We start from the raw sequence: 15,923 nt of genomic DNA, 5'->3' as shown, positions 1-15,923 counted from the left end.
ACTGCTTGTCTGACAAGCGAGTGAATTGTCGCTTCCAGTTGGCAATCTGCTGCGCGCTCAGACCTAGCTCTTTGGCAACCTCGGCCTGCGTGACCCCTGGTTGCTCTGAGCGTTTGACTGCCTCTCTGCGAAATTCTTCTGTATATGCCTGGTTTCGTTTTCTTCCCATTCTATCCACCTGTATCAATTGAGATAACTATACAGAGTGGCTACGGTTCATGGGGAACACGGGCAGTTAACGCCGCCAACAAGGGCGCGCGGTACGCGCGTCCCGCTGCTTGGCCTGGTTACGCGGTATCTTGCAGAGCCCTCACGACAAGTCCCGTTGGATCACTAGCCTCCGCACACCAGTTTGCAATACTTGGATGACTAAGAACCGCGACAAACGTACCTGACGCATCGGAGAATAAACGACTAGTCCATTTACGTTTGTTTTTCTCTACAAATTGTTCAATCTGAGTGGTGGCACCAACTTTAGCGCAGACATAATCCCCAGCAGTGCCACCGAGGCAAACTATTACTTTTGGACGAAGCAACTCCAAAACTTTTTCATGAAACCGCCAGCACTCATTTGCCATTTGGAACATATCACCCACAATTGTGGATTCTCGAGACGAACGAGCAAATACAAGATTGCTTGCAGGAACGACTCCAGCAGAGACTCCGAGAACATTGAAGAGATGGAGTATTCTCGGTTGCATTCCCGATTTTCCAGGTAAGTTTCCTTTCCATGATTCATCTCGATAAGCGCTCCAATCCGCAGGCAGCGATTGCAGAACCATCTCTGTGTGAGATTGGACCGTTTCATTGGCGTGCTCTTCGGGCGTACCGCCTGGATTAACTCCAAGTACGTACAAAGGAGCGTATTCAGAGAAAGCAGCCTTTCCAGAGTAAAATACCTTTCCAGACCTGCTTTGAAGATTCGTTGGTATAAATTTAATGAGTTCGTTGATCATGGCTATCCCGCGTAACAGCTTTCCATGGACTCTCCCGGGCTTGCAACAAAGATCAGGATAAATTGGTATCGACTGCCGCTATCCATTCGGCCTAGAGTTTGACTCCGGCCCTGATGACATCTGCGCACAAGCTCCTCGCTAAATAGACGGCCCAAGAGACGGGCCTAAGCTGTTATCAGGTTTTGCCTGTGCACGGTCGTACCGTTTCTCATCCTGTTTCTGATGCAATCGTAGAATCGTCCTCTCAAATACTCACAACATTACATGGCAGGTTCGATTTGGTGGCTGTTCGTCATCACAGCCCAGGCCATCCTCGCCTGCTTTGAAGCCATTGCCACGGCAACCACATTGTCTGGCCTGCGCTCACGTAGAGACTGAATCCATTTGCAATGACTTCCCTTTTCTCGGCTCGCCATCAGCAATACTGTTCTCGCTCCCTGAACCAGTAACTTCCGCAAATAACGATCGCCTTTCTTCGTGATCGCCCCTAGCTTATTCCGTCCACCCGATGAATACTGGCGCGGCACTAAGCCGAGCCAGGCAGAAAACTGCCTTCCATTCTTGAACACGCTGCCGTTTCCTGCAGTAGCAACCAATGCTGACGCCGACAAGGGACCAATCCCATCCAGTTTCATCAGGCGACAGGCAATCTCATCTTGTCTGGCCCAACTCTCAATCCTGGTATCCAAATTTGAAATTTCATCATCGAGTCGCGACAACCTCACCAACATTTCATGCAGCATAGTCACGACCAACTTCGGCAGGAGATCCTCGGCAAGTGCGTCAGTAATTGTCTTCTGAAATCGACGCCTTCCCATTGGCAAGACCACTCCAAACTCCATCATGTGACCGCGCATTTGGTTAATGAGCGATGTTCGGTCCGACACCAACTGCTCTCGAACTCGATGGGCCATCAAGATGGACTGCTGCCCTTCCGACTTAACGGCAACAAAATTCATCCCAGGACGGCTTATCGCCTCACAAATGGCTTCAGCATCGTTCGCATCGTTTTTCCCCTTACGGCGATAAGGCGTCACAAAATGCGGTGAAATAAGTCTTACGGTATGTGACAGTTTGCCCAGTTCTCGCGCCCAATAGTGGCTTCCACCGCAAGCCTCAATGCCAATTTCAGTTGCTGGCAACTGGGCGAAAAAGCTCAGAACTTCTTTTCGTCTCAGCTTCTTCTTCAGAACTGTGGCACCCACAACATCCACTCCATGGATAAGAAATACCTGCTTGGCAATATCAATGCCTACTCGTGCTATTTTTTTCATGGCCTGATCCCTCATCGGTTTTTCCAACGACCACTATGGGTATAGTCGCTGGAGAGGGAGAGTCCATGTCATTAAATAGACGGAATTCCGCCTATGCCAAACGGCGGAATATACTAAATAGCGCGAAGAACTTACGACAAATCATGATGTTACGCCTCATTGCGTTTATTTTTGAGCTGTTGAACAGAAGCCATCGGTATTCACGAGACCCGTTGAGGTCTTATATGCACTCAGGAGTCTCAATAAATATCACACAAAATCAATAGCTTATCCACACGACTGCCGTGGAAAAGCTGTCATAAAGGTTGGTTCTCATAGGGCCGGAAACTGATGAATCAGGCCCAATCGAGCTAGAACTGTACATTTAGCCAAGCCACATCCTGCGGCCGGAACTGTCTGCTTTGTGGTGCGAATTCAACCGGTCGCCGCAACACACGCAATAAATCTAGCAGCTGGGGTTTCGTAGCCCAAGGTCTTTCGTGGTCGCTCATTCAGCTCTCTCGCAATCCAGTCCAGCTGTGCCTGAGAGTAAACTGATAGGTCGGTGTACTTCGGCAAGTACTCCCTGAGTAGTCGGTTCGTATTTTCGTTCGAACCTCTTTGCCATGGACTCTTGGGGTCACAGATGTAGACCTGGATATTGGTCTCCAGAGTAAACCGCTTGTGGCCCGTTATTTCTGTACCGCGATCCCATGTTAGGGACTTATACAGTTCAGGGGGGAGCTTCATGGATTGCTTGATCAGGGCATTAATGACGGTCTTTGTATCTTTCTGATCGATCTTTGCCAGCATGACATAGCGGGAATGTCGTTCGACCAACGTAGCGACACAGGTCTTGTTTGAACCCTCAATGAGATCTCCTTCCCAATGGCCAGGTACCGCTCTGTCCTCTACTTCAGCGGGCCTTTCACGAATAGATACGGCGCCTGGAATGCCGCCGAGGCCATCGTCTTTGAGCGTTGAAGTCCGGGACCGACGAATATGCCGCCTCGACCGGAGATGCTGTTGCAACTCTTTCTTCAGGGCTCCACGTGCCTGAATAAAGAGGCTGCGATAGATCGTCTCGTGCGGCACCTGATTCCAATCGTCTCCCGGATACTCATGCTTTAGCCAGCCAGCGATTTGTTGTGGCGACCACTTGCGCATGAGTTTTAGCTCTACTCGATGACAAAGTCGTCGATTCAATACGAGTTTACAGGGTTTAGGTCTCAGCGCTCGATCCCATGCCCCCTGGTCAGCCAGAGTAGCCCGATAGGTATCTGGACCTACATTCCTGTTGATCTCCCAGCTGATTGTTGACGGTGCACGTCCTAAATCTGACGCAATTGCCCTGACTGACAAGCCGGCGACGATGCCCCTAGAGATTTCCTCACGCTCGCTGATAGAAAGGCACCGACTGTGCCTCTTTCGTTCTGGCGGGCGAATACCGCCTGTGCGCGATAAGTAGCCGTGGACAGACGACGAGGATCGATCGAATGACCTGGCAATCGACCAGACTGAATCGCCCGCCTTATATCGATCCCAAATATAGGATCTCATTTCATCCGTGTACTGAAGACGAGTTCTGTAAGACATATAGCAACACTCCCGGTTATTCGAGAAGATAGCAGGGTGTTGCGTTGATCAGTTGAATTCACACCTCATAGCGGACCTTTTCGTACTGCTCGCCGGTCAGCGGCGCCATAAGGCAGGGGATCGTTCACCTGTCGATAGAACGAATAGCCACCCCTTCACCTGAACGGATGGCGATACGAACGAGATATCCACACCAAAATTCGCCTGCTGGCTGGGCGTTGACGCAAGGATGAGTGGCCCGCTCTTTCCCTAAATTCAATGAAATCGTTTATGGTAATAGAAACGTACTTCCCATACACGTCAATCCTAGAAACGTATAGGTAATTGCACTTATTCTATAACTAAAACGTCCACTATCTTTCATCCGATTAAATTTTTCTATAAGTAAATGTAAATCGATTTTACGAAAATAATAGATTTCTATTCCTAATAGGACAAAGTAAAAAAACATAACATATACAGTAGGAAACTCTCCATCTATGATGTAGAAAAAATTCAAGCCTGCTATTTTTAAAATCACATTGAGAGCTCCACATATATAAAATAGGTCAATGAGAGCTACAGGCGCAATGGGTGTTGATATATCACCAACTCTTCCATGCTCTTGAATTGACTCGTAGGCATAAAAATAGAGTGAGTGACGTGCATTTGTGATGATTCCCATAGGAAAATCTCGTTCTCGCTGCATCTAATCCATTGGACTTCGCGACTCAAAATACTCACGCATTAGTGAGTTTTGAGGGTACAAACTCTCTCCCGACTGTACTACACGTACTCCGAGATAGAACAAACTATAAGCTGGATGTGCAACCAGACTACCCCAAGCAACACCAAAATCAGTTGCATCCAAAATCGCAGCTTCAGAGTTGCCTTCCGACATATGCAGAAAATATGCCGTTCCTGAAAGTGCGGCGCCACCAAATCCCAATGCCCTCCCTGACGCTCCGACACGAGTTGAAGCAGTTCTTATTTCTTCGACCCTAGCCATGTGTCCTGGATGCACGTCATCTACTATGCTCGCAGCCCTTCGAACGGCCGCTTCTTTATCATCTGCTAAAGCCCCCATTTCGCCCGCAGCTACAGACATTGCTGATGAGGCTACACCAGCCCCTAAAGACACCCTAGGGTCAGTGAGCGATTCGATAATATTGTTTCCGTGCAGAGAATTTTTTCTGCCCCCTCCTTGCATCGCTGGAGCTTCGTACAAGTCGTCATAATAATTATCAACCATACCACCCGAGTTATTCCTAGACGCCTGACTGCCTATTTCACCTGAAGGAGAAGAACTTGTAACATTATTAAATCCAGCGGCCATCAATGCACCAGTCATGCCATTCGCCACGGCCTGCTGGTCGCTTGCAAGCCCTCCTTCAAGATGTACCTCGGTTGAGGTGCCATTTTCGGTCTGGGTTGTTGTTCTCGTAACACTGACTTCCCTTTCTATACGGGATCCCGTTCTCTTAACACGAACCAAGTTTTTCTCTACTTTTTCCTTCGCGTAGCCCGTGGGGTCCACGCCACTCAAGGGGTTGTTCAAAACATAGCTGTACGGATTCAAAGCTTGGCTGTTCCCCGGCGCCACAATGAAGGGATCGACACTCAGGAAGCGGCCCAGGTTATAGTCATAACCCCGCCCGTTCATATGGATCATCTGCACCTCATCCATATGCTCATGGTCCGTGAACCCCCGGGTCATATACTCGCTCGCCAACGTGATCACCGACTTCGGCGCCCCGCTGCCCTGCCGCGGCTTGCCAAAGGGATCATAGCTGTGCATCTCCAGTGGATTGCCATCGTGATCCACCAGCGCCACCGTCGAGCCCAACCTGTCTTTATGCGTATAGGCAATGGCCGAGCTCGTATTACCGCCGTCCGTCGTGACCGTCAAGGCCGCAATGTCCTCGATGTAGTAACGCGCCTTCACAGTCGCGCCATCCGTAATCCGCTCATACAGCTTGTCGATGTACAGCGTTTCCGTACCGTCCTTTGTCACCTTCCGGTAGCGCATCAGGTCTGCACCGTAATCGATCGCAGTCGATTGCGTCACGCCCAACACGTTCGGCCGCCGGATCTCCGTCGGCTTGTTGAACGCATTGTAATCGATGGTATTGACCCCGTTCTCCGTCGTCAGATTCCCACTGGCGTCATAACCGAAGGTCTTCAGCCCCCCAGCCACCAGCTGTACTGACTGCAAGCGGTTGTTGCCGGCGGGGTAGCTGTAGCTGGAAGCGTAGTCATCCTTCAGCGTGAAGTTGCCCACACCGTCATAACCATAGCTGATGGAGCTAACTGCGCCCACGGTGTTCTGCATCAGGCGATGCAGGGCATCGTACTGGTAGGTCTCCTGCTCGGAAGTCCAGGCACCACCCAGGGTCGTCCGCAGGCCGGTATTCTTAATCACCAGATTGCCGAAGTCGTCATAATCAACGTACGTCTCCTGGTGCAGGTCTGTCGTTGCCGATTGCAGGAGGGAGTTGGAAGCCCACCCCGTGTTGGCATCGAAGGCGCGGGTCACCGTGTACTTGTTCCCCGCCAGATGGCCCTGCTCCCACTGCCCGCGCGGTGACGCGGCGGTGATCTCCCGGTATTTGAACCCGCTGGCCGCATTGCTGACCGTGGCCTTGTAACCCCGGGCGTTGTAGCCGTACGCTACGGTCAGCGCTTCCGGGTACTCCATCGCCTTCAGTCGACCGTACTGCGCGTCATACTGCATCCCCGTGGTGAAGCTCTCTACCAACGTCCCGAGTGCATTACGTATGTTCGTGGTCACCCCGATAACGCGGGCCTTCGCATCATAGCTATAGACCTTGGATATCTGCTCCGAGGGGGATGCCCCCACCTGCTCTTTCGACAGTAGGCCCAGTGCCAGACCTCCGCCACTGCGGGTAGCCTGGTCATAGGTCCAGTACGCGGGCGCACTTCCTCCGCTACTAGTGCGCTCGGTCATCCGCCCCAGCGCATCGTAGGTGTAACTCAGGGTGATACCCCGGGCATCGGTCTCGGACACCAACTCACCCAGGCCGTTGTACACGAAGCTCTTCTGACCCATGTCCGGATCGGTCACCGAGGCTTTGCGACTGAAAGCATCGTACACCGCTGTGATCTTGTTACTTCGGGCGTCCTGGATCACGATCGGGTTGCCGCGGCCATCGTAGGCGTAGGCGGTCGTTCCATTCAATGCATCCTTGGTCTCCAGCAACTGGTTCAGGCCGTTGTAGGTCCGGGTCATGGACAGTGTATGGGTATCGCCGTCCACCGTAATGGCGGTGGTAAAGCCACGATTGCCCAGCTCATGTTCATAGCTGGTCTCGAGCTCGTCCGCACCGAACTGATCAACCCGCTTCTGCAACAGGCGGCCCAGGACATCGTACTGCAGGTAGTGCGTGCCCTCGTTGGAGACCCCGTCATCCGAGGGCACCGACTCGAACACCACTCGGCCCAGATTATCGTAATCGATCCGCGTGGTGACCTGAGCCCCGCTAAAGCCCTCGACATCGGTACCCAGCTCCCGTCCCAACTGATCGACGTAAGTTTTGCGTTGTGGACTACCTGCCTGGGTCTGCGTGGCCACGAATACGGCATGGGCAACGCAGGACTGGACGGCACAATCGGCCAGGCTTGTATACAGCGGCGGCGCCAGATCACTGGTCTGAGACACCACGCGCCCGAACGCATCCAATACTGAACCAGTGTTCACATCGTTAGCATCGGTAGTATTGGTCACCACACCGAAGCGCCCATCATAGGTGAGCACAGTCTCGTGCCCCACGGCGTTCTCGACCGTCGCCGGGAAGTACCCGTCGCTGCTGTAAGTAGTCGTAGTAACCCGCGGTGAGCCACCGCCGATCAGGGACACCGTCTCCGTGGCCGGCAGACCATGGGCGGTATAGGTGTACGCCGAGACCTGACCCGGGGCACTACCCAGGGCATCGGTGACAGTCAGTCTGGCGGGCAGCCGGTGGGTCGTGTTGTAGACATAGGCCGTCTCGGTGGTGGTCGTCGCATCGTTGGCGGCCACCAACCCCAGGCGATTGGTGATGGCCTGGCGCGTCGTGCTCACTGTATCCACCCTGTTCAGCCACCAGGCGGTCTGGTCAGGAGTGGCGAAGGTCGTCGTGGTGGCAGACTCCACCCGGTGATTGTTACCCGGCTCTTGGTACGTGGTCGTCTTGAGCGCCGCGTTGCCCCAGTTCTCGTACGACGTGGCTACAGAGGTGCTGTACAGCACACCCCGGGTAGATCCTCCGGCCTTCGCCAGCTTGCGGGTGGTGTGGGTCTCGTTGGCCGGGCCGACGAAGTACGGCGCATTGGCCGCCACCGGCCAACCGGTCTCCGCCAACTCGTCAATCAGCTTACTCGATGGAGTGGCATTCTCCTGGTTCCAGGTAACTCGCCAAGTGTGGCTGCTCGCCTTGATCGGATCGATCGTGCCGGCCTCACTGTCCTGGGTAATATCCCCCAGCTCCCAGGTCCGGGTGTTGTGCAACTTACCGGCCAGCGGGAAGATCTGGTAGAAGTCACTGCGACTGACCAGAGCCGCACTCAGGTCCTCATGAATCACCGAGCGGAAGCCCTGGAAGCCGCGACCTTCACGGTTGTAGATCGCACCCTTGTAGCGGTATTGGCTCGTGTTGAGGCCGCCCACCCCATCGCTGGTGCGGTGTTCGGCCACAGCGTACATGCTGGAACCGAAGTGAAAGTGGGCATTACGCACATCGGCGCTGACCTGTGTGTCCAGGTAGTTGAAGTCAGGCGTGTAAAAGCGCAAATCATCGTCCGCGGCGGCATCACCGTCGTTCTGGGAGTAGCGCTCGTCCTGGCTCGACAGTGGGCGGTACACCCAATGGTCCTCTACACCAAAGCCGTCCTCGACCGCAGCCAGCATGTCCACCGGTTGGTAGCGCTCAGTGCCACCGGCACCAACGGATCCGCGATTACGGACGATATAAACGCCGGGGTCTTTGTCTGCCATTGGACCGGTTTGGGAGTCAATGGTACAGACATCAGGCCCTCCAGCCTGTCCATCAATATCGCCTTGTCGGCGGCAACCGAAGGAGAAAACCAGGTCAGACAAGCCATTGCCTGTGGCGTCTGTAACAGCCGCATGGATCCCTGATCCAATCAAGTCCGCATCAATATTGGTATCAAGTACAGCGGTAAACTCTCCGTTGACATTCTCTACAAACCGCATGAGCTGGTACTTGTAGACATTGTCATCCCATAGACCGCCGTCCAGTTTCTCTATTGAGCGAACGTCTCCATTGTAGTACGGGTATGGCTGGAAGATTTGATCACCACAGCGGGTAGCACTGGATTCAGAGCCGTCAGGATGTCTCTCCCGTCGGCTTGCACATGTCTCGGCTACCATTCCTGAGGGTATAAGCAGCTCTGGCCGGCCGTCTGAATCATAATCGAATTGCTTAATACCATGCGCATACTTTGGATAGTAAACAAAGGGTCCTATCGGCTCATTTGGCGGACCTGGAGTATAGATCGGCAAAATATCTAACTTCGAGTTAGCGCCCAGATTCTGCCATTCACCGAATTCACCGCCCCCTATGTTTAGCGCGAGGTGTAGGTTCGGCGCAACGCCCCCAGCAACACCGGTTGTGTCCCAAGCCAGCCAGTCTGCCAGACCATCGGCATTTACGTCCATGAAGAGCGTAAAGTACGCCCCTATTGCACCACTAACTGCTGTGTTTGGTTGGTAATCGCTTAGATCAACTTCACTGAAGCTTAACTGACCTGTACCGGAAATCAGCGTCCGTACCATGGACTCCGGGATGGGCTGTTCAAGTGGGTAAAAGGGTGCTGCCCCAATATTCAGGTTAAAATTCGTAATGATCAGGTCTGGGAGACCGTTTCCATCCATATCCCCCATGGGCATCACGCCTTCATTAACAAAGTAACTTGTTCCGTTGATCTGTTTGGGAATAGACCTAACCAGTATACCGTTGCCAGTAAAAGGGTTTGAATTCAGGCTGCTTGCGCCCTGATGCAGCCACAGGCGGATTTCCTTTGCGGATTGGCCGGCTGTTGTTTCCATGGAAGCATATTTTTCTGCCAGAACGTCCGGCCAGCCATCGCCGTTGTAATCGGCTATAGCAATAACGGAATCTTCAACATCGGCGAGTTCAACACCTGTTTGAATCCAACTTCCGCCTGCATAGCGAACATTCAACTTGGGTACGCCCGAACTGGTGATATACCAGGAATCTGTCTTTCCGTCCTGATTGAAATCTGCATCGATGCAGCGGAGAGCTGCACGCCCGCGCCCCCGATTACAGGTCAGCAACTCTTCGCTGTTTGTACCGCGCATTACTCCCTCGGCATCGGTAAACCAGCCATCTGACTGTTTGACTTCATTCTGATAGATTGCCGGCCAATCAGGCACGCCATCACCATTGGTGTCACCATGAGGGATCACTTTGGAAATGTCGTAGAACTTGGGCGCTGTGACTCCAGTTGAATCTGTAAGGTACTGACGAACAAAGCTGGGGTCATCGGCGACTTCCAAGGAGCTCTGGGCAGGGTTGTTCCTGTAGCCAACAGGTTCCAGAACGTAGTCCGCCTCGGCATCCAACCACTGCATGGTGGTCGGCGCCTTGCACACTCGCGAACCGCCTTTGAATCCACACTCATCAACGGAGTTCAGCAAACTACGGCCAGTGGCCGCGCTTTGGGTATACGTCAGGTTGTACTCGCGTACAGCATCGCCTGCAAGGCGAGTGGTGATGCGAGCAACACGCTGAGTCTGGCGAACAACCCCACCACCGAGATACTGTGAGGCCACATCGCTGCGCGTCTCATAGGTGAGCTCAACCGAGCGATTCCCTTCCGTGCTGTTGGTACCTGTATAGGTAATCTCAGACAGTAAATGTTCGCCGGCTCCAACACCTGCAGTGGCACCCGAACGGCCTGCCTCACTGCCGTAGACATAGTGGAATGCCATGCTGTTGCCACTGCGGTCCTGCTCGCCGCTAATAGACCAGGCTCGCGTAACACCTGCACCATCCGGGATTTGCCGGCTCTCAGTGGTCTTGCCGTATTCCTGTACGCGGCCGTTCTTCAGCTCAGCCTTGAACCAGGCTCCCGTACCAGAGAGGTCTCCCCCCTGCTGGGTAACGCGCGTCATGGTGTCCAGCTCCAGGCGATAGACCGCACCATTGCTCCCGTAGGTGCCACTGGTCACAATCAGACGCTGACCATCCAGGCAGAGTTTGTCGGAGTTAGTTAATGTAACGCCGCCATTCACGCCATCTACCGCAACCGTACTCGGACATCGCGCGATCGAAGAGCCAGCTGACAATGCCCAGCCCATACCAACGGTGCTATTCCCCCCCCGGCTCGAGTAGCCCAATGTGACGGATGGCATCATGCCGTTACGACCGGGCACCAGGCTTATCGGAACCTGATAACTGGCCTGGCCACCCGATACTCCACCCTGCCCTTTAACAGACCCAACACTGTCATCGTGCAGTGGACCTGTCTGGGCAACATAATCGGCATCCGAGACCTGCACCGGAGAGCGCTGCGCCCAACCGGACTCGTTTAAGTCAATAGTCAGGATACTGGAGCGCGGACCACACACCGATTCGATGGAGTTACACGCCCTCACCTGAAATTCGTATTCCCCGATGGGATGCGCAGTCTTGGTAGCATCCCAGGTCGTTACATTTCCGAGGCTGTAACTGATTTCACTGTCCGTTACATTAAATACTTCGTATTGATCCGCATCCTCCACCGAATTCCACTGTAGTGTGAAGCGCACGGTTCCAAGCTCGTCGGGCGGCAAGGTATAGGTCAACCCGGTAACTGCATCGAGCACAAGAGGAGGTGGTGGTGGCTCTTCCACCTGGACAGTTTTTATTGCTGACGTCTCGCAAACTGATTGCTCACACACCGTCACACGGTAATCGTAGCTACCAACGGCATGGTTGAAGTCCCTAAAGAACGGAGGTGCACTTCTCGTCACTTGATTGATCCAGCCACCTGCACCGTTCACACGCTCCTGGAGCGTATATTCAGCGCTTGATGTAGCGCCTGAGACTGTCTCCCAGGAAACTGTATAGGTTTCGCCTGGCTCACTGGTTGCGGGGGCAGTGACGACCGGAATGCCGAGAACAATAGGCTCTGGCACGGTTATGCTATTCGTGACAATCCCCGCGTTACACGCTTTGCTACCCCCAAGCGAGTTGCAGGCCCGCACTTTAAACGTATAGGTGCCAGGAGCCAGGTCATTGATAATGCGACTGGTTGCCGTATCGCTGTTCGTTTCGCCCGGCGCCCGGTAGGCGGTTTGACCAGTCGGTTGCACAGTAACCTCATAGTCTTCGACGACACCCGACGCGCTGGACCAGACAACGGTCACAGCGCCTGAGCCGGAATTATAGGTCGCACTTGCGCTCGGCAATGCCCCGGGAAGGGGCTTGACAGTCACCGATACGGGCAGACCTGTGGTGCACACGACTGGGCTATGCTCCTTGTCGCACCACTTTACCCGGTAGCTATAGGTACCCGCGGTTGATTTGGAAACATCGTGAGTGTATTCCTGTCCGGTTCCAATTGCAGGATTGGTAATTTCGTGAATGCCGACCCAGTCGTTTACTCCTCCACCGGGCGGCAGCTCAAATATTTCAAGGGAGTTGCCATTCGGGTTGCCTGGCGGCCCCCAAACTGAGACGGCGAAATTGCCACGCGACGTCTCTGGTGCTGATGCACCTGCGTAGCGAGTGAGTTGAAAACTGACGACATCTGAATAGGTGGCTTGGCAGATACTATTGATCGATCCAACGCACGCCCTAGCCCGAAATTGGTAGTTATTGCTGTTGTAAAGGTCGATCAGCGAGGTCGCAACCATGCTAGACCCCGTAATATCAATACTACTCGCAACCCAAGACGTCCAACCCGTAGCGCCATTGTAGCGCCGCTCCAATTGAATCTCGTCAGCGCCCGTCGGAAACGGAACCTGCAGTGACATCTTGGCCGTAACGGGAACGCCCCCTTGTGCCTCAACCGGACTTGCGCTCGTTCTTGTCAGCGTAACAGGCTCTGATGAGACAACCGATACCAAGACATCCTTACTGTACACAGGGAAGCACTGTGCAGCTGAGGCACACGGAGACACTCGATACACATATTTGCCAGGGGATCTGTTGAAGTTCCGTGAGGCACTACCAACGATCCAGCTCGTTGCCATCGCCCAACTTTGCCCATCCTCCTTCTCTTCAATTTTGAAATTCGGAGCAGTGTCATCCCAGCTTACGGTATATGTACCGTCGAATACGGCAGTGGGTGCGTCGACTGTCACAGGCTCAGCAATGTTATCTACCGTGACTGAGATTGTTTCGACCACTCTCTCTACAAGTGGATCGCATTCACCGTTACTACAACTCTGACTCACTACTCGGTAACGATAGGTATAGACCCCACTGTCTAAGGCTGGACGCGATATCCCAGTGGTGTTGTAGCTATGTGTTGCAATGGTAGTTTCAGCACCGTTATTTATTTGCTGGGTTACAGACATGCTGACCACGCCGGACCCAATAAATAACTGCTTCCATGTGAGGTCAAAGCTGCCATCAAAAACAACATAATCAGGATAGCTGGTGAAATAAAGTGAGGTCGCCTGCCGCTCGACGGAGATGGTCTTGGGATTGGAGGGAGTACTACAGGAGAAATCGATACAGGCCTGTATGCGGTACTCATACACACCGCTGGGCTTATCGGTCACTGAGTAGGGCCTATCAAGACTTACGTGAGCAAAGGTCCACGCCCCACCACCGGTGCGCTCGGTTACCACGTAGTGCGTCACACCGCCACCCACCGCGTTCCAGCCAACTGTGTAAGTGCCTGTAGTACTTAGCGGATCAAGCGTGAATCCAGTCGGTGTGCTGGGTTTCCACTGTACATGGACGGATTGCACCACCGACCAGGCACTGCAAGCAGCGCCCATACAGGCCCGCACACGGTAGTCATAGTGATTGCTCTCCAGGGCGGATTCAATGTGCGTACGGGACGAGGTGTCCTGAATCGTTAACCAGCTACCTCCGGAGATGCGGCGTTGCAATGTGTACTTGTTCGCACCGGTGGACGCATTCCAGGTGACGTCAAAATCGCCATCGTTGTCTTGGGCAGGCAGGTTCAAACCTGTCGGTACCGGCGGAGCCGCTTGGACAACTGTAGTTTGGATAGGCGTAGGATCGCTACAGGACCAGCCGATGCAGGCTCTGGCCTGAAATTCATAGGTACCTGCCGCCAGCCCCGACATCGCAAACGCTGTAGCTGCACCGTCGTAGACGATCGCCCAATCCTCCCCAGCCTTGCGTCGAGTTAACGCATACACATCGGCTCCTCCACCGACTGCACTCCAACTGGCGGTAAAGCTGCCGTTACTGCTGGTCGCGGGAACAGTTAACGTGCTCGGTGTCGCCGGCGGCCGCTGGACATTCATGGTAATTGTGCTGGACCAAGCACTACATGCAAAAGCGCCCGTACACGCCTGTACTCGGTAGGTATACAGGCCGTTTGCCAGCGCCGACTCCATGCGTGTGCGGCTCGAACTGTTGTGCACCTGGACCCAACCGCCAGAGTTCAGCTTACGATGCACCACATACCGTGTTGCACCTGTGGTATCGCCCCAGATAAACGAGAAGGATCCATCTTTATCCTCGTAACTCGATGGCGAGAAAGGGTTATCGTCCGTGGTAAAAGACAACCCGCCCGGCACCGATGGTGGCGACTGCACCGAGATGGTCTTCGTAGTCGATTCTGGACTACAAGACCAATCAATACAGGCCACGACGTGGTAATCGTAGACACCGTTTGTCCTGGATTGTGAATGCGAAAGCGCAGGACCTATGTAGGCAAAATCCCAAGCTCCGCCGTCTTTGCGATAAATCAGCGAATACCCAGTGACTCCATTTACGGCATTCCAGCTGACACTGTAATTGCCAGTGGTGCTCGTTGCGGGAAGCGTGAGGCCACCGGGTGTCCCCGGTGGACGCTGTACATCCATTGACAAGTTGCCCGACCAGCCGCTACAGGCAAAAGAACCCGTACACGCCTGAACCCGGTAGGTGTACAGGCCGTTGGCCAGCCCCGACTCACTGCGTGTGCGGCTCGAACTGTTGTGGACTTGAACCCAGCCACCAGAGTTTAGTTTGCGATGTACCACATACCGCGTTGCACCTGAGGCCGCACCCCAGGTAAACGAGAAGGTTCCATTCTTGTCCTCGTAACTCGAGGGCGTGAACGGGTTATCATCCGTAGTAAAAGACAACCCACCCGGCACTAGTGGCGGCCTCTGTACCACCGTACTCTTGACTGCGGTGTAGTCGCTGCACTCTGTACCTTCAACATTGCACGCACGGAGACGATAGTTATGGGTGCCATTCGTTACATTATAGATATTCTTGGTAGTCGTCGCTCCCCAATGAATCCGTGACCAAGTGCTGGATGTCGAGCGTTTGTGTTCAACTGCATAACGGACATTGCCGTCTACGGCACTCCAGGTGATAGTGAAAGTCCCATCGGTGTCCTCAGCAGGAACCGTAAAGTTCGTGGGGGTTTCGATCGCCAGTGCACCCTGGCTGAAGAGCCCGAGCAATCCCAGCAAGGCAAGAGATCCAAGGCTATGCCGCTTACTGCGCAGGGGCAAAAGGCAGAGCACGAGGTTCAGCACGGTACGAAGCATAGAAAATCCCCTAAGCCCGTCGAAGGGGGATACGCGCCATCGGGCGCGCCCACGACAGGACTGGTGTCACTGGAAGTAAAGTGGAATACACGGATTGAACGAACGTCCCGGACGGAACGGTCTGAACAAACGATGGCCTGAAGCAATCGGCAGAATAATCCTGGTGTCTTGGTCGCCTGCGACCCCTTGCCCAACACCCGGCAAGCCGATCCCCTGAGCCGCGCGCTGCCAAGCAGCCGCTCATACTGGGTATTAAACTTAAAATGGTCTCTTAGTAGCTAGCGCGCATCCTGCACGCGGCCACGCCCCCTGTTGATTTGTTCTTCTTCACCCAAGAACGCGCCTTCATGGAACATTTTGGGAAATTAATGGTCGCTACCATATTCCACATGGGGTACGATGAGCAACCTAAAATTTTGAAAA

The 15,923-nt window shown here is 53.8% G+C and carries 6 protein-coding genes; all 6 read right to left on the bottom strand.

What is annotated here, in order from left to right; translation table 11 throughout:
* The coding region (locus tag FVW59_RS19875; RefSeq protein ID WP_148065995.1) for a transposase at window positions 1-169 on the bottom strand (169 nt) is incomplete at its 3' end.
* A gap of 118 nt (window positions 170-287) precedes the next feature.
* Window positions 288-956: a uracil-DNA glycosylase family protein gene (locus FVW59_RS19145; RefSeq protein ID WP_148065994.1), complete on the bottom strand. Its 669-nt coding sequence runs from the start codon at window positions 954-956 to the stop codon at window positions 288-290.
* 260 nt (window positions 957-1,216) lie between these two features.
* Window positions 1,217-2,230: an IS110 family RNA-guided transposase gene (locus FVW59_RS19140; protein ID WP_148065993.1), complete on the bottom strand. Its 1,014-nt coding sequence runs from the start codon at window positions 2,228-2,230 to the stop codon at window positions 1,217-1,219.
* A gap of 414 nt (window positions 2,231-2,644) precedes the next feature.
* Entirely contained in the window at window positions 2,645-3,805 is a 1,161-nt protein-coding gene (locus FVW59_RS19135; protein WP_148065992.1) for an IS30 family transposase, read from the bottom strand.
* 268 nt (window positions 3,806-4,073) lie between these two features.
* Window positions 4,074-4,469 (bottom strand): hypothetical protein, encoded by a 396-nt coding sequence (locus FVW59_RS19130; protein ID WP_148065991.1) that lies wholly within the window; start codon window positions 4,467-4,469, stop codon window positions 4,074-4,076.
* A gap of 24 nt (window positions 4,470-4,493) precedes the next feature.
* A complete protein-coding gene (locus FVW59_RS19125) occupies window positions 4,494-15,500 on the bottom strand; it encodes an RHS repeat-associated core domain-containing protein (protein WP_148065990.1) in 11,007 nt (3,668 codons plus the stop codon).
* Between the last annotated feature and the right edge of the window lie 423 nt (window positions 15,501-15,923).

This window comes from Parahaliea aestuarii (assembly GCF_008064635.1).
GTDB lineage: Bacteria > Pseudomonadota > Gammaproteobacteria > Pseudomonadales > Halieaceae > Parahaliea > Parahaliea aestuarii.
This window is presented reverse-complemented; position numbering and strand designations above follow the sequence as displayed.

Excerpts from the sequence above, each read along its gene's own strand:
- FVW59_RS19130 (WP_148065991.1), bottom strand. The coding sequence starts at position 4,469 with ATGGGAATCATCACAAATGCACGTCACTCACTCTATTTTTATGCCTAC.
- FVW59_RS19125 (WP_148065990.1), bottom strand. The coding sequence starts at position 15,500 with ATGCTTCGTACCGTGCTGAACCTCGTGCTCTGCCTTTTGCCCCTGCGC.
- FVW59_RS19145 (WP_148065994.1), bottom strand. The coding sequence starts at position 956 with ATGATCAACGAACTCATTAAATTTATACCAACGAATCTTCAAAGCAGG.
- FVW59_RS19135 (WP_148065992.1), bottom strand. The coding sequence starts at position 3,805 with ATGTCTTACAGAACTCGTCTTCAGTACACGGATGAAATGAGATCCTAT.
- FVW59_RS19140 (WP_148065993.1), bottom strand. The coding sequence starts at position 2,230 with ATGAAAAAAATAGCACGAGTAGGCATTGATATTGCCAAGCAGGTATTT.